Origin of the sequence: Streptomyces sp. NPDC002809 (genome assembly GCF_040295435.1) — a bacterium.
In the GTDB taxonomy this organism is placed as follows: domain Bacteria; phylum Actinomycetota; class Actinomycetes; order Streptomycetales; family Streptomycetaceae; genus Streptomyces.
Window position 1 is genome coordinate 1 of sequence record NZ_JBEOVJ010000100.1, and the last position, 19,355, is coordinate 19,355.

Annotated in this window: 18 protein-coding genes; 10 read left to right on the top strand and 8 right to left on the bottom strand. The window is 71.5% G+C overall.

What is annotated here, in order from left to right:
* Positions 1–152: 152 nt before the first annotated feature.
* On the bottom strand, positions 153–1,520 hold the full coding sequence (locus ABT025_RS34835) for a M64 family metallopeptidase (RefSeq protein WP_351002671.1): 1,368 nt from the start codon (positions 1,518–1,520) through the stop codon (positions 153–155).
* A 263-nt stretch (positions 1,521–1,783) separates the two neighbouring features.
* Between ABT025_RS34835 and ABT025_RS34840 the strand changes: the two genes are divergently transcribed.
* Positions 1,784–3,220 carry a tetratricopeptide repeat protein gene (locus ABT025_RS34840; protein WP_351002672.1) on the top strand — a complete coding sequence of 479 codons (1,437 nt, stop codon included), beginning with the start codon at positions 1,784–1,786 and terminating at the stop codon, positions 3,218–3,220.
* A 297-nt stretch (positions 3,221–3,517) separates the two neighbouring features.
* Entirely contained in the window at positions 3,518–3,754 is a 237-nt protein-coding gene (locus ABT025_RS39590) for an alpha/beta fold hydrolase (protein ID WP_502972096.1), read from the top strand.
* On the opposite strand, the gene ABT025_RS34850 is transcribed toward ABT025_RS39590, so the two are convergent.
* From ABT025_RS34850 to ABT025_RS34865, 4 genes are read right to left on the bottom strand one after another with little or no spacing between them, the layout of a single operon-like run.
* Positions 3,705–4,772, bottom strand: coding sequence for an NAD(P)H-dependent flavin oxidoreductase (locus tag ABT025_RS34850; RefSeq protein WP_351002673.1), 1,068 nt, complete (start codon positions 4,770–4,772; stop codon positions 3,705–3,707). The two genes, ABT025_RS39590 and ABT025_RS34850, sit on opposite strands and share 50 nt — an antisense overlap.
* Entirely contained in the window at positions 4,769–5,548 is a 780-nt protein-coding gene (locus ABT025_RS34855; RefSeq protein WP_351002674.1) for a CoA-transferase subunit beta, read from the bottom strand. The genes ABT025_RS34850 and ABT025_RS34855 overlap by 4 nt, the downstream gene beginning before the upstream one ends.
* Complete coding sequence (locus ABT025_RS34860) at positions 5,545–6,393, bottom strand: CoA transferase subunit A (protein WP_351002694.1); 849 nt, start codon at positions 6,391–6,393, stop codon at positions 5,545–5,547. The genes ABT025_RS34855 and ABT025_RS34860 overlap by 4 nt, the downstream gene beginning before the upstream one ends.
* A gap of 14 nt (positions 6,394–6,407) precedes the next feature.
* Entirely contained in the window at positions 6,408–7,163 is a 756-nt protein-coding gene (locus tag ABT025_RS34865; protein ID WP_351002675.1) for an enoyl-CoA hydratase family protein, read from the bottom strand.
* A 184-nt stretch (positions 7,164–7,347) separates the two neighbouring features.
* On the opposite strand from ABT025_RS34865, the gene ABT025_RS34870 reads away from it, so the two are divergent.
* Complete coding sequence (locus ABT025_RS34870; RefSeq protein WP_351002676.1) at positions 7,348–8,268, top strand: SDR family oxidoreductase; 921 nt, start codon at positions 7,348–7,350, stop codon at positions 8,266–8,268.
* Positions 8,269–8,324: 56 nt separating this feature from the next.
* Here the strand turns inward: ABT025_RS34870 and ABT025_RS34875 are convergent, their stop codons facing one another.
* Together ABT025_RS34875 and ABT025_RS34880 are read right to left on the bottom strand one after the other, a co-directional pair.
* Positions 8,325–8,816, bottom strand: a complete 492-nt coding sequence (locus tag ABT025_RS34875; protein ID WP_351002677.1) for a nuclear transport factor 2 family protein — start codon at positions 8,814–8,816, stop codon at positions 8,325–8,327.
* A complete protein-coding gene (locus ABT025_RS34880) occupies positions 8,813–9,688 on the bottom strand; it encodes a TIGR03619 family F420-dependent LLM class oxidoreductase (RefSeq protein WP_351002678.1) in 876 nt (291 codons plus the stop codon). The genes ABT025_RS34875 and ABT025_RS34880 overlap by 4 nt, the downstream gene beginning before the upstream one ends.
* A 205-nt stretch (positions 9,689–9,893) precedes the next feature.
* Here ABT025_RS34880 and ABT025_RS34885 point away from each other — a divergent pair, with 205 nt between their 5' ends.
* Positions 9,894–10,511 carry a TetR/AcrR family transcriptional regulator gene (locus ABT025_RS34885; RefSeq protein ID WP_351002679.1) on the top strand — a complete coding sequence of 206 codons (618 nt, stop codon included), beginning with the start codon at positions 9,894–9,896 and terminating at the stop codon, positions 10,509–10,511.
* Between the two features lie 175 nt (positions 10,512–10,686).
* Entirely contained in the window at positions 10,687–11,463 is a 777-nt protein-coding gene (locus ABT025_RS34890) for an SDR family oxidoreductase (protein ID WP_351002680.1), read from the top strand.
* 64 nt (positions 11,464–11,527) lie between these two features.
* Here the strand turns inward: ABT025_RS34890 and casG are convergent, their stop codons facing one another.
* Positions 11,528–13,171 carry a steroid-24-oyl-CoA synthetase gene (casG, locus tag ABT025_RS34895; RefSeq protein ID WP_351002681.1) on the bottom strand — a complete coding sequence of 548 codons (1,644 nt, stop codon included), beginning with the start codon at positions 13,169–13,171 and terminating at the stop codon, positions 11,528–11,530.
* 334 nt (positions 13,172–13,505) lie between these two features.
* Here casG and ABT025_RS34900 point away from each other — a divergent pair, with 334 nt between their 5' ends.
* The 5 genes from ABT025_RS34900 (at position 13,506) to ABT025_RS34920 (ending at position 19,346) form a co-directional block, all read left to right on the top strand.
* Positions 13,506–15,125 (top strand): ABC transporter substrate-binding protein, encoded by a 1,620-nt coding sequence (locus ABT025_RS34900; protein ID WP_351002682.1) that lies wholly within the window; start codon positions 13,506–13,508, stop codon positions 15,123–15,125.
* 175 nt (positions 15,126–15,300) lie between these two features.
* Entirely contained in the window at positions 15,301–16,269 is a 969-nt protein-coding gene (locus tag ABT025_RS34905) for an ABC transporter permease (protein ID WP_351002683.1), read from the top strand.
* Complete coding sequence (locus ABT025_RS34910; RefSeq protein ID WP_351002684.1) at positions 16,256–17,296, top strand: ABC transporter permease; 1,041 nt, start codon at positions 16,256–16,258, stop codon at positions 17,294–17,296. Before ABT025_RS34905 ends, ABT025_RS34910 begins: the two co-directional genes overlap by 14 nt.
* Positions 17,293–18,345 (top strand): ABC transporter ATP-binding protein, encoded by a 1,053-nt coding sequence (locus ABT025_RS34915; protein ID WP_351002685.1) that lies wholly within the window; start codon positions 17,293–17,295, stop codon positions 18,343–18,345. The genes ABT025_RS34910 and ABT025_RS34915 overlap by 4 nt, the downstream gene beginning before the upstream one ends.
* Positions 18,342–19,346 (top strand): oligopeptide/dipeptide ABC transporter ATP-binding protein, encoded by a 1,005-nt coding sequence (locus tag ABT025_RS34920; RefSeq protein WP_351002686.1) that lies wholly within the window; start codon positions 18,342–18,344, stop codon positions 19,344–19,346. The genes ABT025_RS34915 and ABT025_RS34920 overlap by 4 nt, the downstream gene beginning before the upstream one ends.
* Positions 19,347–19,355 lie beyond the last annotated feature (9 nt).

Sequence of the window (19,355 nt, forward strand, 5' to 3'; positions counted from 1 at the left end):
CCGCGCCCCCTCCCGTCGCCCGGCACCACGGGCCTTCGTGGGGCATGCCCTCCCCGCCCCACAATGGGGGGGGGGACGACGCCCCGGGGCGGGGACCATGAGTCCCGGCCCGGCGGAGTGGTAGGTGCCGGCTGCCGTCGTGCGGCCGTCCGTCAGTGCTGCTTGTGGCCCTTGTGCCCGGATGCCTTGACCGTCCAGGTCAGCTTCTCGGTGGTCTCGGCGCGGACCTCGGGGTCGCGGACCGACGCGGTCCGGTCCACGGACGTGACCGTGACGGTGTGCGTCCTGCCGTCCGCGGGCACACCCAGTGCGGCGGGGACGACGGAGGAGAGACCCTGTGCCCGCTTCACGGGCCGGCCGTCCACGTACCAGCGCAGCTCCGGCGCGGCCAGGCCGGTGAGCTCGGCCCGCGAGACCTTGATGCGGCTGGTCCTGAGGACCGCGCTGCTCAGGCTGACCTTGCTGCTCAGCGCGTTGGCCTCGCGGTAGAAGCCGGCGATCATGGCCTCGCGTCCGGGGAGGTTGAACTCGCTGATGTTCAGGGCCCGCATGATGGAGTTGCCGGTCGGGCGGTAGATCCCGAAGGGGTAGTAGCTGCTGCCCTCGTACGTGCCGACGGTGCCGCCCGTGGGGTCGGTCTCGCCGAGCCAGCGGTACCACTTGGTCTGGTTCGCGGCCATCTGTTCTGTGGTGAAGATGCTGGAGTTGATGTCGGGGAGCTCGCCGCCCGACCAGGTGCCGTAACTGTCGTACGTGTACTCGTCCGCCAGGAGTCCGACCGAGTGGGCGATCTCGTGTGCGGCGATCATGCTCGACTGCGCGTTGTCCGAGGAGAGGGTGGAGACGCCGTCGAACGGGTAGCCCTCCGCCTCCAGGCCCGAGTAGCCGGCGCCGCCGTACTTGGTGGAGTTGGAGATGACGATGACCAGGTCGGCCTCGGGGGCCTTGGCCGCGTAGGAGGCGACCTTGTCGATGTCGGCGCAGATCAGGCGTTCGGTCTGCGAGCACCAGAAGTAGCTGCCGAGCGCGGTGTCCTTGGTGACGTCGGCGGTGGGGTCACCCGTGATGCCGGATTCGGCGGACACCGCGTCGACGGTCCACACGTTCATCAGGCCCTGATAGCTCGAGTACGGCTCGATGCCGGTGATGGCCGCCCACTTCGTGGCCGCCGCGGTGTGGAAGGCGTCCTGCTGGTCGGCGGTGTAGCCGTCGCCGACGATCACCACGTCGAGCCGGTCGGCCGAGGCGCCCGTCACGGAAAGCTCCCCGACCTCCCCGTCCGTGGTCTCCGCGGCGGGTGCCGCGCTCCGTGCGGCGGAACTACGGGGCACCGTGTCCGTGTTGACCGGTACCTCGGTCCGGCGGCCCTCGCCGCCGGGCTGGGGGAAGTACTCGACGGTGACGCGCGGGCTCGGGGCGGGCTCCGGGTCCACGGCGGACGCGGGAGCGGCGAGGGCCGCCCCCATGATCGCTGTGAGCGCGACGCCCACGGATATGACGGCTGCTCTGGGGGTGTGCATGCCAATCCTCATTCTGTCGGCCGGATCCGAAATGAAGTAAATCCATAATGTAAATACGGTTAACGTGTCGCATAACCTAGGCTGGGTGGCGAGCTGTTGGCAACAGTCCCGCCGGCCCCGGCGCAGACGGGGTGCGGCAGGCGGCGCCCCGGAAAGCCGGGCGGCAGTATGGGACGGCGACGGCCGGCGGTCTCCTCGGTTCAGTAGTCGCAGAGGCACGAAGCAGCCGGTGACCACCGGCGGACGCAGGACGAGGGGCAGCCATGGTGGGAACCAGCAGGGCGACCGGCGAACCGGAGCGCACGACCGGGGATGAGGCTTCCGGCCGGCCGCACCGGGAGCAGGCGGAGGAGCAGGACGCGCCGGCCGCGATCGGCCGTCGGGTGAAGCGCCTCCGCAAGGAACACGAACTGACGCAGCGGCAGCTTGCCGAGCCCGTGTACACAGCCGCGTACGTCTCCACCCTGGAAGCCGGCAAGGTGCGGCCATCCGAAGCCGCCCTCCGGTACATCGCCGAACGGCTCGGCGTCGACCACGAGGAGCTCGCCACGGGCAAGCCCACCCACATCGCCACGGCCCTGCGCATGGAGCTGGCCGACGCCCATCGGGTACTGGCGGTCGAGGACGCCGCGGACGCGCGGTCCGCCTATGAGCAGATCCTCGGCCGGGCCGAGGAGTACGGACTGGCACAGGAACGGGCGGCAGCGCTCGTGGGCCTCGGGGAATGCGCGCTGGAGACCGGCGAACTGACCGATGCCCTGGCCCGGTTCGAGGCGGCGGAACGCGCGCTGGCCGACCAGCCCCTGCCCGCCCGTGCCCGGGCGGTCCGGGGAAGGTCGGTCGCCCACTACCTGGCAGGTGAACTGCGCTATGCGTGCTACCTGCTGGAAAGCGCGATCGACGAACTGAACACGTCCGGGCTGCACGACCCGGGAGCGCTGCTCCAGCTCTACACGGCCTCGATCGCCCCGTACATGGACATGGGCGCCCATGCCCGCGCCGCGCAGGCCGCTGAACTCGCACTCGCCCTGGTGCCCCAGGTCTCGGACCCCGCTCTGGTCGCCGGCATGCACCGGACGGTGGCCCGCACACTGCTCGCCGAAGGCAGGGTCGACGCCGCCCAGGCGTCGTTGGAGCGGGCCACCGAGCTCTACCAGCAGCTGCACCTCCGTACCGAACTCGCCCACTGCCACTGGATGCGCGGCTACGTCTGGGCCCAGCACGACGACCTCGTGCGAGCGGAGACGGAACTGCGTACCGCGCACTCGATGCTGGTGTCCAAGCGGGCGGCACTGTACGTGTCACAGGTGGAGGTGGAACTCGCCGACGTCCTGCGCAGGCGGGGAAAGTCGACGGAGGCCGCGGAACTCCTGGAAAGCCTGCTGGCCGGACTCCAGCCCGGCCGCGGTGCGGTGCATGCCGGCGGCGCCCACCGGCTTCTCGGGCTGATCGCGGAGGAGGCCGGGGACGCGGAGGCCGCCGAGCTGCACTACGCCACGGCGCTCTCCCTGCTCGAACAGACAGGCGCCGCCGGGGATCTCGCCGACATCTGCCGGCTGCTGGGGGACCTGCTGCGCAGCGAGGGCCGGACGGAAGCGGCGCTGAACGCCTACCGGACGGGCCTCGGGCACCGCGCCGAACCGGGCACCACCACCCTCGGCCCCGCTCCGGCCCGCCCGCCGTTCGCCCCCTGGACCTGACGCCGCGGGCTTGATGACGGACGTGGACGGCCTTCACCGCGACGGTGACCCGGCCGGAAGGCGCGGCGGTGTACTCGCCGGGGCGCCGGCCCCTGTGTGCCGCCATGGTGGCCGGCGTCACCCCCACGGCGACATGTGTACAAGACCGACGGCAGGAAGCCCCGGCATCATCCCTGCATGAGTGAATTCGACGTTGAGCTCTTGCACGGGATGCACGTGGTCCGCGACGGCCCGAGGGAGGGGCCGCCGATGTTGCTCATCCACGGATCGGGGGCGTCCGGGAGCCTCTGGAGCCCGATGATCCCGGCACCGGCCGCCCACCACCACGTCATCCGGGTCGACCTCCCCGGCTGCGGCCGGTCCCCGCCCGCGGTGTCGTACGACGTGCCCGTGCAGGCGGGGCGGCGGCCATGGCGTCGGACCGCCCCTCGCCTGCCGGCAGCCACGGGGTCAGCCCGCCTCTCGCCTGCCGGCAGCCGTAACGTCAGCCCACCCCCGGCAGGGACTTCAGGGCCGTCCGCGCCTCGTCCATGATGCGTTCGACCAGTTCCGAGCAGGACGGCAGATCCTCGATCAGGCCCGCCACCTGGCCCGAGGCCATCACTCCGATGTCGGTACGCCCCTCGACCAGTGAGGCCTTCAGCAGCATCGGCGTGTTGGCGGCCAGCAGCACCTGGCTCCAGGTCAGTTCCTTGCCGTGCTTCATCGCCAGTCCGTCGCGGACCAGCTGGGGCCAGCTCGCACCGGACTCCTTCCGGAAGGCCGAGGCGTGCCGCAGGGCCCGCAGCAGGGAGGTGGCGCGGCCGGAGCGCTCCAGCGAGTCGACCATGGCGGTACGCAGCATGCGGTGCGGCAGGCCGTCCACCTGGGTGGTGACCGTGACGTCCTTGACGGTTGCGGCCAGGTACTTCGCCTTCACCGCGTCGGGGACGGTGCTGTCGGAGGTGAGCAGGAAGCGGGTGCCCATCCCGATGCCGGCCGCCCCGTACGCCAGCGCGGCGACGAGGCCGCGGCCGTCGTGGAAGCCGCCCGCCGCGATCACGGGGATGCCGACGGCGTCCACCACCTGGGGGAGCAGCACGGTGGTGGCGACGTCGCCCGTGTGGCCGCCGCCCTCACCACCCTGGACCATCACCGCGTCGGCTCCCCACGCGGCGACCTTCTCCGCGTGCCGGCGGGCGCCGATGGACGGGATGACGACGACGCCGGCGTCCTTGAGCCTGGCGATCAGGTCCTTGGAGGGGGCGAGCGCGAAGGACGCCACCCGCACCCCTTCGTCGATGATGATCCGGACCCGCTCGCCCGCGTCGCCCGCATCCGCCCGCAGATTGACGCCGAACGGCGCGTCCGTACGGGACTTCACCTCGCGGACCGCCGCGCGGAGCTGCTCGACCGTCATCGTCGCGGAGGCCAGGATGCCGAGCGCCCCCGCGTTCGCCGAGGCCGACACCAGCCGGGGACCGGCCACCCATCCCATTCCGGTCTGCACGATCGGGTAACGGACCCCGGTCAGCTCGGTGAGCGCCGTCGGGAACGGTTCGGGCCCGGTCATGCCGGGACCTCGCGCTCGCGCAGCCCCTTGGGGTCGATGACCTCACGGATCAGCCGGAGTTCGGCCTCCGTGGGCTCCCGGGTGAACGGCACCTCGTCGGGAACGGTGAGGGCGAACCCGGTGGCCGCGGTGACCTGTTCGAGACTCACGCCGGGGTGCAGGGAGCGCAGCCGCATCGTGCGGTCGGGGGTCTCGAAGTCGAAGACGCCGAGATTGCTGACGACTTCGGGGATGCGGTGGTATCGGGTGGCGGAGGGACCCGCCGCCGCCGCGCGGTCGTAGCCGACTCCGCTGACCATGTCGACGTGCTCCACGAACACGCGCGCCGAGTGCTTGGGAACCCAGTAACTGGTGGGGTTGTTGAGAGTGTTGACCGGTGCGCCGCGCACCCCGAGCAGCTGGCGGGTGGGCCGGGCCCAGTCGCCGATGCAGGAGATGTTCTGGTTGCCGTGCCGGTCGATCTGGCTGGCGCCCATCATCACGTGCCGGCGGCCGGTGGCGGTGAGCGTCAGGTGCTGGCGGAACGGCAGCCAGCCCTCGATGCTCCCCGGCTTCGCCCCCACGGCGGGGGTGTCGGCTATCAGCAGCGCCTCCCCGTCGGTCAGCAGCAGCTCGGGGGAGAAGGTCAGCCGCGCCAGGCGTGCACCGATGGCGGGAACGGTGCCCATGGGGCTGGCGAGGATCTCGCCCGCGTCCCGCCAGGCCTCTGCGCAGGCCACCACGCAGTACTCGGCGCGGCTCGGCGCCTGGATGCCGGTGGTCTCGGTGCCGCTCATGCTTCCTCCTGGTGGAACGCGGTGACGGCGGCCTGGTAGGCGGCCTCGTCCCCGGACAGGAACCGTTCGACGAAGGCGGGCCAGGCCTCGGGGTCGCGGGCGGCCTTGACGTAGGCGCGCTGGAAGGCCTCGTCCCGGTCGTGGTCGGGCACGCAGGAAGTGAAGTGAGCCCCGTTCGGCGTCTCGACGACCCCGTCCACGAACATCCGCTTGATCAGCAGCGTCTGCGGACCGTGCTCCTTCAGCAGGTCCGCCGTCTCCACGATCTGCTCGCAGGAGACGAACCCCTGGTCGGCCGCCTCGCAGAACAGGTCGTCGAAGTACGGATCGGGGCCCAGGTACTGGCCGTTGCCCTGCGCGTCGGAGCGGTTGAGGTGGACCAGGGCCGCGTCCAGTCGCAGCGCCGGGGCCGCGACCAGCTTCTCGCCGTCCTCGTACGGAGACGTGACCGTACGCAGAGCGGGGTTGACCTCCATCAGGTCCGAGCCCAGACCGGCGCGCACCGGCATGAACGGCAGCCGCTGTGCGCCGGCCGTCAGGCCCCACATCATCATCGCCTCGTCCATCTCGACCATCTCGAAGGCGCCGCGCTGACGGGCCGCCGTGAAGTGCGGCTCCAGCGGTATCGAGTCGAGCGTTCCGAAGGCCGCGACCAGCTTGCGGATCTTGCCCGCAGCCGCGAGCAGGCCCACGTCGGGGCCGCCGTACGACACCACGGTCAGGTCGGTGATGTCCGAGCGCAGCAGCGCCCGCACCAGGGCCATCGGCTTGCGGCGGGACCCCCAGCCGCCGATGCCGACCGTCATGCCGCTCTCCAGCCGGCCGACGACGTCGTCGGCCGTCATCGTCTTGTCCTGTGTCACGTCTGCTGCTCCTTGTCCGTGCCGAAGGTGTCGCGCACACGGTCGGCGACGCCACTGAGGTTGGCCTCGAAGGTGAAGCCCTGCTCGAAGCGGTAGCTGCGGCGTACGTCGACCGGATCGATGCCGTTGATGGCGGCCTTGGCCAGCCGGATGAGGTAGCCGTCCTTGGCGGCGATCTCCCCGGCGATCTCCAGTGCGGCCCCGGTGAGCCGCTCGCGCGGCACGACGCTGAACACCGAGCCGTGCCGGTGCAGTTCCTCGGCCGAAACGGTGCGCGAGGTGTAGTACAGGGTCCGCATCAGGTGCTGCGGGACCAGCCGGGCCAGGTGGGTTGCCGCGCCGAGCGCGCCGCGGTCGAGCTCGGGCAGGCCGAAGGAGGCGTCGTCGGCGGCCACGATCACGTCCGCGTTGCCCACCAGGCCGATGCCACCGCCCAGGCAGAAGCCGTGTACGGCGGCGACGACCGGGACCTCGCACTCGTAGACCGCGGCGAACGCCTCGAAACAGCCCCTGTTGGCGCCGATCAGAGCTTCGGGTCCGTTGGCGCGCTGCATCTCCTTGATGTCCACGCCCGCGTTGAAGCCGCGCCCCTCGGCGGTGAGCACCACACAGCGGACGTCCGGATCGGCCCCGGCGGCGCGTACCGCCGCGGCCAGGTCGTACCAGCCCTGTACGGGCAGGGCGTTGACCGGGGGGTAGTCCACGGTGACGACGGCGATGCCCTCGTGTGGGACGGAGGTGGAGACACCCATGAGCAGATCAGCTACCTTTCCACCAAACGTTTGTTAGGCCCAAAAGGTAGCAGCGATACGGACGCCGCGGGAGGGTGTCATGCCACTCAGCGGAACCGGCGCCCCTGTTCCCCGCGCATCGCGTGTCGTATGCCGCGCGTCTCACGTCGCGCACCGCCTCTCGCCCATCGAAAGGACACCCGTCATGACCTCACCGACCGCCCTGTGTGCCGGACGCGTCGCCGTCGTCACCGGCGCCGGCCGTGGACTCGGCCGCGCACATGCCCTGGCCCTCGCCGCCGAGGGCGCGAAAGTCGTCGTCAACGACCTGGGCGTGGGGCTCGACGGCTCCGGCTCGGGCACCGGGCCGGCCCAGCAGGTCGTGAAGGAGATCCGCGCGGCCGGGGGCGAGGCCGTCGCCCACAACGGTGACATCGCCACCTCCGAGGGCGCGGCCTCACTCGTCGCCACCGCACTCGACTCCTTCGGCCGGCTCGACACCCTCGTCAACAACGCCGGATTCCTCCGCGACAGGATGCTCGTCAACCTGGACGAGGACGACTGGGACGCCGTCATGCGCGTCCACCTCAAGGGGCACTTCCTGCCCCTCAAGCACGCCGCGGCGCACTGGCGTGCCGAGGCGAAGGCCGGCCGGACACCCGAGGCCCGGGTCGTCAACACCAGCTCAGGGGCCGGGCTGCTGGGCAGCGTCGGCCAGGGCAACTACGCGGCCGCCAAGGCCGGCATCGTCGGCCTGACCCTGGTGGCCGCCGCCGAGATGGGCCGCTACGGGGTCCAGATCAACGCGATCGCCCCGGCAGCCCGGACCCGGATGACCGAGGCGACCTTCGCCGAGACGATGGCGGCCCCAGGCGAGGGGGCCTTCGACGCGATGGCCCCGGAGAACGTCTCGCCGCTCGTCGTCTGGCTGGGCTCCGCCGCATCCGCCGGGGTGAGCGGCCGGGTCTTCGAGACCGAGGCCGGACGGATCACCGTGATGGAGGGCTGGCGCCCCGGCCCCACCGCCGACAAGGGCGCCCGCTGGACCCCGGCCGAGGCCGGAGCGGCGGTCACCGGTCTGCTGGCCGCGGCCGAGACCCCGCAGCCGGTGTACGGCGCCTCCTGACACGCCGCGGCACGGGGTGGTGATCATCCGTCACCACCCCGCGCGGGACGGGCTGTTCAGTTGCCGGCCGGCTCGCCCCGCACCCCGGCCACCAGCAGCGCGGGGGACTCCGCGCGGCCGTCCAGGATGCGATTGGTCCGGGTGACCACCTTCCACCCCGACGGTGTGCGGCGCAGCCGCCAGTGGTTGGCCGTCGCCCGGCGCACCACGTAACGGCCCGACTCGTGCACCACCATCAGGGAATGGCACACCGCCACCGCCTCGTCACCGTCCACCGTGATGTGCGGCGGACCCACGACATGAGCACAGCCCTGACGGATCCACCCCTGGTGCGCGGGGGAGCGGACCATCTCACGGATCTGCTCCCGGCCCGCGAGGAAGATCTCGTCGATGTCGTACACCCCGTCCGGTGCCCAGAGCGCGGCCACCCCCTCCGCGTCGCCTCCGTCCACCAGCGGCCCGTAAGAAGCCATCGTGCGCGCGATGTCGCGCTCGTCCTCCAGCTTCCCGAGCCGCGCCTCGACCGCGGCGAGCCGGTCCTCGCTCATGCCCGGGCCTCCGCGGCCACCGTGATACCCGCGATCGCGGCGACGGCCTCCAGCTGCTCGACGTAGTGGCTCGCCGACCCGGCAGTCAGGTCCACGCTGACCAGCGTGGCACCGGCCTCGGACACCTTCCGCAGCGCCTCGGACGTGCCGTCCGGATCGCCTGACGGATCGAGCGGGCGGCCCGCGCTCAGCACCACCTCGAAGCCGTCGGGGAGCGAGGCCGCACCGACCATCTCGCGCAGCCGGTCGAGCGGCAGCCCGAACGGCACCCAGCCGTCGCCGTGCGCGAGCGCCCGGCGCAGCGAACGCGGCGTGCGGCCACCGATCCACAGCGGCACCCGGTCCTGCACCGCGTGCGGCTCCACCACGAGACCTTCGTAGTCGAAGTGCTCGCCGCGGTAGGCGGGTTCGCGCCGGGACAGGGATGCCCGCAGGGCCGCGAGAGCGTCGTCGGCGATCGCGCCCCGGCCTTCGAAGGCGGCGCCCAGCAGCTGGAACTCCTCCTCCAGACTGCCCACCCCGAGGCCCAGGACGATCCGCCCGCCCGAGATCCGGTCCAGAGTGCCGTACCGCTTCGCTATCTCCAGCGGGTGGTGGTAACCGAGCACCAGGACCTGGGTGGCGAACCTGATCCGACGGGTCCGGGCGGCCAGATAGCCGAAGGTGGACAGCGGGTCCCAGTAGGTGCCGCCGCGCTGCCCGGCGATCTCCACGGGCACTGCCACATGTTCCGAACAGGTCAGATGGTCGAAGCCGAGCCGGTCGGCGGCCTCGGCGACCGCCCCGAGCTCCTCGATGCCGGCGGTGCGTTCCCAAGGGGAATGGACGCCGGGGACAGCCGTGACGACGGGACTGTTGATGCCGAGCCGCATGGGCACCTCTCCTGGACAGATCGGGACGGGAGGGAAGGGAGAGTTCATCCAAGTCCCCCGCCCCGGCTCGCGCAGGCTCCGTCCCGGTGGGCGGGAGGCCGTCCAGGTCGCCGGGTTCCGGCCGGATCCCACTCAACGGAACCACGCCCACCCGGCACGTGCCGCGCACGAGACCATCGGCGGCCGGCGGAAGGACGTCAGCACCGTGACCCGAACGAACGGCGAGAGAACCCCCGCGTACCCCAGCTCGCCCAAACAGCGCCAGCGCTACGCCCGCATGCTGCGTGCCGCGGCGCACCTCGGAGCCGTACACGGTCTCGAAGGCATGCAGATGCACGACGTGGCCCGGCGGTCGGGCGTCGCGATCGCCACCCTGTACCGCTACTTCCCGTCCAAGCCCCACCTGTTCGCCGCCGTCCTGCACGACCAGGTGCGACGACTCGACGCCGGCTCTCCGCTGCCACCGCAGGGCGCCGGGCCGGTGGAAGCGGTGAGCGAACTGCTCACAGGGGCGAGCCGGCAGCTCTTCGAGCAACCGCTGCTGGCCCTGGCGATGCTCCAGTCCAACAACGTCTCCCACGTCGGTGACGGCGACCCGGCCCGCCGCACGGACGAGATCGTCGCGGACCTGATCCTGCGCATGGCAGGGGTGTCGGACCCCTGCGACCAGGACCGGCGAGTGGTCCGCATCCTGGAGCAGGCCTGGTACGGCCTGCTCACCACCGTTCTGTACGAGCGTTCCACGGCCGAGGCGGCGCAGGAGGGCATCCGGCTGGCCTGCCGGCTCCTCCTGGGCCCGGTCCTGTGCGAACGGCGTTCCTGACTCCCCGGCCCGGTCCTCAACGAACGGCGTTCCTGACTCCCCGGCCCGGTGCTCGGCGGAGGGCGGGCCTGGCTCCGCCCAACCGCATCCGGTCAGTGGGACGGCGGGCGCCGGTCCCGTTCCGAAGCTCCTACGGTGCCCGGGCCAGCTACACCGACTCACCCGAGGAGCACTCATGCCGCGCAACGTCGTCGTCACCGGATCCGGGTCCGGGATCGGTGCCGCCCTCACCGCCCTGTTCCGCGCCCAGGGAGACCGCGTGATCGGCGTGGACCTCCGGGGCGGCGAGATCGAGGCCGATCTGGCCACGCCCGAGGGCCGGGCCGCTGCCGCGGCCTCGGCCGTCGAGGCCGCCGGCGGTGTCGTGGACGCGGTCGTGACCTGTGCCGGAACCTCCGTGCCGGGAACCGCGATGGTCACCATCAACTACTTCGGCACCACCGAGTTCCTGACGGCGCTGCACCCCGCCCTCACCGCGGCCGAGCGGCCGCGGGTCGTGGTCATCGGTTCGATCTCCGGCACGCAGCCGCACGACCCGGAGGTCGTCGCCGCCTGCCTGGCGGGTGACGAGACCACGGCCCTGGCGCACGCGGAGCTGGCCGTGGCCGACGGCCGGGCCCGGCAGCTGTATCCCTCCTCCAAGGCGGCGCTCGCGCAGTGGGCGCGGCGCACCGCGGTCTCCGAGGGCTGGGCCGACGCCGGGATCCCCGTGAACGTCGTCGCGCCCGGCGTCGTCCTCACCCCGATGAGCGCGGGACTCTTCGACGACCCGGAGATGAAGAAGGTCATGGACGCGGCGGTCCCCATGCCGCTCAACGGCTATCTGGAGCCCGAGGACGTCGCGCGGGCCGTGATGTTCCTGGCCTCCGAGGGAAACAGCCACATCACCGGGCAGGTGGTGTACGTCGACGGAGGCGCCGAGGCGACCCTGCGGGGGCCCGCCGACTTCTGAGCCGCACGCACAGTGCCCCGGCCGCTTCACACGGCCGGGGCACTGTCGTCTCTCCGTGCCGGCGTCAGACGCGCACCTGGTTCCGGATCACCTTGCCCGTGGCGTTGCGCGGCAGTTCGTCGCGCGTCAGCCGCCACTGCTTGGGCACCTTGAAGTAGGCCAGCGCGTCCGCCGCGTACTCCCTCAGCGCCTCCTCGGTGACGGTCGAGCCCGGGGCGAGGACCACGACCGCGGCGACCTCCTGGCCCAGGTCGGGATGCGGCACACCCATCACCAGACACTCACGGACGTCGGGGTGCTCGACGAGAACCGTCTCGATCTCCGCCGGGTAGACGTTCTCGCCGCCGCGGATGATCAGGTCCGAACGGCGGCTGCTGAGATACAGCCGGCCCTCGCGCAACTCACCCAGGTCCCCGGTGCACAGCCAGCGGTCCGCGCCGATGGCGCCGGCGGTGGCCTCCGGGTCGCGCCAGTAGCCCAGCATGTTGAACTGGCTGCGGACCCAGACCTCGCCCTCCTCGCCCTCGCCGAGCACCTCGCCCGCGGGGTCGCGGATCTCCAGCTGCACACCGGTGACCGGCCGGCCGAGGGTTCCGGGAGCGACCGCCAGTTCCTGCGCGCTCGCCGCGGCGACTCCGGTGCAGGTCTCCGTCAGCCCGTAGCTGTCCACCAGCGAGTCCTTCGCGAACGGCAGGCCCTGGCGCAGCCGCTCCTTGAACGCGGTCGACGACGGCGCGGAGGCCAGCGAGAACGACGTGAGCGAGGACGTGTCGTACCGGTCGGCTCCGCCGTGTTCGAGCATCCGGTGGGCCATGGTCGGCACCGCGCCCCAGTTGGTGACCCGTTCGCGCTCGACCATGCCCAGGACGGCATCCACCTTGAACGAGCCCTGGTGCAGGGCGATCCGGCTGCCGGTGGCGAGCCGCGGCACGGCCAGGTTGTGCAGGCTCGCGATGTGGAACAGCGGCAGCGTCAGCAGATAGACGCGGTCCTGCGGCGACAGCGGATCGCCGAACTCCTGGAGCAGGGCGTCGTTCATACGGTGGTACTCGACGACTGCCAGCAGATTGCGGTGCGTGTGCACGGCCCCCTTGGGGCGGCCCGAGGTGCCCGAGGTGTAGAGGATGACCGCAGGGTCGTCCTCCGCGACGTCGGCGGAGGGCAGCGGTGCGTCGGGGTGGGCCGCCAGGAAGCGGCTGATGTCGTTCTCCACGGACAGCACCGGCACCGCGCAGTCTGCCAGCTTCGCCTGCTGCCTGGCATCGGCCACCACCAGCACCGGATCCGCGTTGTCGATGCCGTGCGCCATCTCCCGCGCCGACCACCAGGCGTTGAATCCGACCGCCACCGCACCGATCGACACGGTGGCCCAGAACGTCTGGATCCACTCGGGGCAGTTGGCGGCGGCGATGGCCACCCGGTCGCCCCGGGCGATGCCGTACTCCTCCCGCAGCACCTGGGCCAGCGAGGCGACCTGGGCGGCGTGCCGGGCGAAGGTGATCCGCCGGTCCGCGGTGACGATGTAGTCACGGTCGGCATGGGCGACGGACGCGTGCAGCACCTCGTGCAGGGCCCGCTGCCGATGGGTGAACACCGGCAGCCGGGTGCCCAGCACGTCGTCGTCGGCAAGCTCGAACCGGCCGCCCGGGCCGGTGAGCGCGGCTGCCCGGATGAGGGCGGCTGCGCGGTGATCCGTTTCGCTGGGCATCGGGAACTCCTGGGCGTCGTGAACTCCACTGGGATGGCGGTCGACGCCAGTGTCGGCAGTACGGGCCCCTCCGCCCCGAGGTCATTCCGGTCACTGGGACACCGTGGCACGGGCGGAAGGAAGAGGGAACACGGCTGCACCGACCGTGTGGGCAGGACTTCGCCGGGCTCCCGGTGAGTGGGATGCGTCACGTCGGCCGGATTTCGCCGGCCATAGCGTCCCCCCACCTGCTCAGGCCCCGGGCCTTTCCTGCCTCGGTGCCACCTGCCTTCCGGCACCCGTTTTTCCCACCTTCCGGCACCGGTCCGACCGGCCCGGGCTCATGGAGGAAGAAATGAAGCGAGCACCACGGCCGCGAGTCCGCCTCGCCGCCACCCTGGCCGTCACGGCGATGCTCACCTCCGCGTGCGTAGCGTCCGACACCGGGAAATCCGACGGCGCGAAGACGCAGAAGACCGAACGAGGCCGCTACACCTTCGGGCTCATCGGCAACCAGCCGGACGGCGGCACCCCCGTAGACGGCGGCACCCTGCGCATCGCCGACTACGCCGAGGCCCGCAGCCTCAGCCCCGCCGTCACCTACGCCACCGGATCGTCCGGCGGCTCCGCGCTCGCCGCCGTCTACGACGTACTGATGCGGTACGACACCGCCGCCAAGAAGTACCAGCCGCAGCTCGCCGAGTCCCTGCGGAGCAGCGACGACAAGAAGACCTGGACGCTGAAGCTCCGCGACGGGGTGAAGTTCTCCGACGGCACCCCGCTCGACGCCGACGCCGTGACCGCCTCCATCGCCTGGTACCAGAAGAACAAGGGTGCCGACACCGCGCTGCTCGCGCCGAACCTGGCGAAGACCGAGGCGACCGACGACTCGACCGTCGTGTTCACCCTCCGCAGCCCCTGGGCGACGTTCCCCGCGATGCTCGCCCAGGCGCCCGGCATGATCGTGGCCCCCGCCGCGTACGCCGGGAAGACGTTCAAGCCCATCGGGGCCGGCCCCTTCCTCCTGGGCAAGTACGCGCCCCAGGAGGAGATGGTCCTCAACGCCAACACGAAGTACTTCAAGGGCAGGCCCCACCTGGACGCCCTCAGGTTCACCTGGCCGCAGTCGGACCGCTCCAAACTGGAGGCGCTCGACGACGGCACGGCGGATGTGGCGCACATGCGCGGCCCCGACGTCGTCGATGACGCCGTCAGGGCGGGCCACTTCGGTGAACTGACCCTCACCGGACTCGGCAACGTGATCACGGTCAACACCCGCAAGGGCCGGCCCGGCGCCGACCTGCGGGTCCGCCAGGCGATGGCCCTGGCCCTCGACCCCGAGCTCGACACCGCACGCGCCTACAACGGCAAGGGCCTGCCCGGCAAGGAGATCTTCCCGCCGGAATCACGCCTGCACTCCGAGGTGAAGCCCCTGGGCCTCGACCTCGACAAGGCGAAGAAGCTGCTCGACGCGGCCAAGAAGGACGGCTACGACGGCGAGATCACCTACATGGACGGCAGCGACCCCGTCGCCAGGGCCAAGGGTGTGGTCGTCAAGGCCATGCTGGAACGCGTCGGATTCACCGTGAAGCTCGACCTGGTCTCCTCCATCGCCGACCGGGTGGCCAAGACGTATGTGGAACACGACTTCGACATCAGCCGCAGTGCCGCCAGCATCTCGGAGAACGACCCCTACCACCGGCTGCAGAGCGTCCTGAACTCCACGAGCTACGGCAACCCCGGCGGGTACGCCAACCCGAAGATGGACGCCCTGCTGGCCCAGCTCCACCGTGCGGACGGCGACGCCGAGACCCAGAAGGTCCTCGACCGGATCCAGACCCTGTTCAACGAGGACGTCCCCATGATCAACCTCGGGGCCAGCGCCGCACTCACCGCCTGGGGCAAGAACGTGCACGGTCTCGTTCCCACCGACGAGTCCATGACCCTCTTCGGCGAGGCGTGGATCAGTAAGTGACCGCCGGCGGTCCGGCCTGCCCGGACGGTTACAGACAAGCCGCAGCGGGCCGGACCGTTCCCGCTCACCGGGACACCGCCCTGGGCCGCCCGGCCCGCCCGCCCCTAGCCTCACCGCACCGTGGTGCGCATCCCGTAGACCCGTGTACCGCCACCGGGCAGATCTGGAGGAACCCATGAGTTTCGCTGCGCTGCGCCGACCGGCCCTCAAAGTCCTGGAACTGGTGGGCGTGCTCCTCATCGCGAGCATGGGGGTCTTCTCCCTGGTGGTCCTGCTGCCCGGCGACCCCGCCGTCGACATCCTCGGTGGCGGCCGGTCGCCCGCCGAGTACGCCGAGCTCCGCACGGAACTCGGCCTCGACCAGTCGCTGGTGACCCGCTACCTCGACTGGCTCGGCGGTGTCCTCACCGGGGACCTCGGCCAGTCCGTCGTACCGCCGCAGAGCGACGTCACCGACCGGGTGCTGTCGGCGCTGCCCGTCAGCGTCGAGATCGCCGCACTCGGACTGCTCATCGCCCTGCTGATCGCCGTGCCGCTGGCCATGTGGTCGGCGTACCGGGAGAGCTCCGCCGCCGACCGGATCATCGGCGCCGGAACCTTCGGGGTGCTGTCGGTGCCCAGCTTCCTGGCGGGGCTGCTGCTGATCATGCTCCTCGTCAACTCGGCGGACTGGTTCCCCCGTTCCGAATGGATCCGGCTCGGCGACGGCGACCTGCTGGGCAACCTGCACCATGCCTTCCTGCCGGCGCTGACCGTGGCCCTGGCCGAACTCGCCATGTTCACCCGCGTATTGCGCGGCGACCTGATCGTGACGCTGCGGGAGGACTACATCCTCGCCGCCCGCGCCAAGGGCATGAACCCGCTGCGCATCCTGTTCACCGACGCCCTGCGCCCCTCCTCGTTCTCCCTGGTCACCCTGCTCGGGCTCAGCCTCGGCCGGCTCATCGGCAGCACCGTCGTCGTCGAGTACCTCTTCTCACTGCCCGGCATGGGCACCCTCGTCGTCAACGCCGCGGGCCAGGGCGACTACCCGATGGTCCAGGGCGCCGTGCTCTCCATCGCCGTGATCTACGTGGTGATCAACGCCGGCATCGACCTCTCCTACGGCTACCTCGACCCGAGGACGCGACGTGTCCATATCTGACATCGCCCCGCGCACGCGGGCCGCCTTCCCACTGCCTCTGCTCACCGCCCTGGCCCTCACCGTCGTCGGCCTCGTCCTGCTGGGGTTCGGCGCGACCACACCCCAACTCGTCACGCCCGTCAAGGCGGTCCTCGCCCTCCTCGGCCTCGGCATGACGTTCGCCGGAGCCTCCAGGCTCGGCAAGCGCTGGGCCGGACCCGGCTTCGACCTGGTGTTCTGGTTCGGTGCGAGCTGGCTGATCCTGCTCGGCCTGGCGATCCTGTTCGTTCCGTGGCTGCCGATCGGAGAGGACCGCGATGTCGCGAGTACGGTCCTGGAACCCGTCTTCGCCACCCCGACGTTCACCGGGAGCAACCCGCTCGGCACCAACGCCTTCGGCCTCGACCTGCTCGCCCGGTCCCTGTACGGCGCCCGGTCCTCACTGGTCATCTCGCTGTCCGCGGTCGCCGTCGGCACCGTCGTCGGCGGTGCGATCGGCATGGTGGCCGGCTACTTCCAGAAGAGCGTCGACCGGGCGGTGGGCATCGCCACCAACTCGCTGCTCGCCGTGCCCCCGCTGATCCTGCTCATCGCACTCGCCACGGTGCTGGAGCCGCATCTGCGCAACGTGGCCCTCTCCCTGGCCCTGCTCACCATCCCCGGCATGGTGCGGCTCGCCCGCGCCACGACCATGGCCTACGCCAACCGGGAGTTCGTCGTCGCGGCCCGCGCCATGGGCGCCACCCGCTCCCGGATCATGCTGCGCGAACTGCTGCCCAACGTCCTGCTGCCGCTGCTGTCCCTGGCGGTGGTGATGATCTCGGTCCTCATCGTCGCCGAGGCCTCGCTCAGCTTCCTCGGCCTCGGCATCCAGCCGCCCGAACCCACCTGGGGAAACATGATCGCGGAGGGGGAGGGGCGGGTCTTCGAGCAGCACCCGCACATCGTGCTCGTACCCGGTGCGTTCCTCTTCCTCACCGTCTTCGCCTTCAACATCGTCGGCGAGAAGGCTCGCGGGCGCTGGGACTCCCGGAGCGTGAAACTGTGACCACCGCACCGCTGCCCGGCGACACGAAGACCGCCGGCCCCGAAGCGCCCGTACTGCTGACCGCCACCGGCGTACGCACCGCCTTCCACACCCCCCGCGGCCCCGTGCAGGCCGTCGACGGCGTCAGCCTGTCACTGTCCGAGGGCGAGACCCTCGGCATCGTCGGCGAGTCCGGATCGGGCAAGTCGGTGCTCGGCCGCACCCTCATGGGCCTGATCACCGACGGCCCCGGCACCACCGTCTCCGGCACCGTCCTGCTCGGCGGCAAGGACGTCCACGCCCTGAGCCCGTCGGGCCGCAGGGCTCTGTGGGGCACCGAGGTCGCCATGGTCTTCCAGGACCCGATGACCTCCCTGAACCCCGTGAAGAAGGTCGGCACACACCTGTCCGAGAGCGTTCGCGCGCACCTCGGCCTGAGCCGCGCCGAGGCCCGGGAACGGGCCGTCGACCTGCTCCGCCAGGTCGGCATCCCCGAACCCGCCCGGCGGGCCGGCCAGTACCCGCACGAACTCTCCGGCGGCATGCGCCAGCGCGTCGTCATCGCCATGGCCCTGGCCTGCGGCCCGCGCCTGCTCATCGCCGACGAACCGACGACCGCGCTCGACGTCACCGTGCAGAAGCAGATCCTGGACCTCCTCCAGTCCCTGGCCCGGGACCTGAGGATGGCGACCGTCCTGATCAGCCACGACCTCGCCACCGTCGCCGGCCGCACGGACCGGGTCGCGGTGATGTACGCGGGCCGCCTCGTCGAGTACGCGCCCACCGAGGCCGTGTTCGAGCGCCCCCGGCACCCGTACAGCAGCGCCCTGATCGCCTCCATCCCGCGCCTCGACCTGCCCCCGCACACCCTGCTCCCCACCATCGAGGGCCGCCCGCCCAACCTGCTCCACCCGCCCCCCGGCTGCCGGTTCGCCCCGCGCTGCGGTGCGGCCACCGATCAGTGCGGCACCGAGTCGCCCCCGCTCACCGGATACGCCGGTGACCGTGACGCGGGCGGCCTCGTCGCCTGCCACCACCCCCTGGGCGCCGTCGAGGAGGCCGCCGTATGACGACCACCCGCACCACCGTCGGCGCACCGGGGCCGCGGCCGCCCGCGCTCACCGCGGAGAACCTCGTCGTGGAGTTCCCGGCCGGCGGCGGCCGAAAGGTCCACGCCGTCTCCGGTGTCGGCCTGGAGGTCGCGGCGGGCGAAACACTGGGCATTCTCGGAGAGTCCGGCTGCGGCAAGTCCACCGTCGGCCGCTCCCTGATCCAGCTGCCGCCCCCCGACTCGGGCACCGTACGCCTCGGCGACGTGACCCTCACCGGCCTCGCCCCCGGGGAACTGCGCCGGGCCCGGGCCCGGATGCAGATCATCATGCAGGACCCGGTCTCCGCACTGAACCCGCGCCGCAAGGTCAAGGACCTGGTGTGGGAGGGCCTGTCGATCTGGGGGAGCGGCGACGACCCCAGGGGCAAGGACGCCCGGATCGACGCGGCCCTGCGCGACGTCGGCCTCGACCCGGCGACCGTACGCGACCGCAGGCCGCACGAGCTCTCCGGCGGCCAGTGCCAACGGGTCTGCATCGCCCGCGCTTTGCTCCTGGACCCCGAGGTGCTGATCTGCGACGAACCCGTCTCCAGCCTCGACGTGTCCGTGCAGGCACAGATCCTCAACCTCCTGGAGACGGCGACCCAGCGGCGCGGACTGAGCATGGTCTTCATCGCCCACGACGTGTCCGTGGTGAAGAACATCAGCGACCGCGTGATGGTGATGTACCTGGGCAGGGTCTGCGAGGTACTGCCCTCCGACGGCATGCAGCACGAGGCCGTCCACCCCTACACACGGCTGCTGCTCGCCTCGCTCCCCGAGGCCCAGCGCGGCCCCGGCGCCGTCGAGGACCCGGCCGCGCCCGACGGCGCGGTCGCCGAACTGCCGTCACCCCTGAACCCGCCGTCGGGCTGCCGCTTCCGCACGCGCTGTCCGCTGGCCACCGATCGGTGCGCCCAGGAGGAGCCACCGCTCAGGGACATCCGGCCCGGCCACCGGGTCGCCTGTCACCACGTATAAACGAGAGGA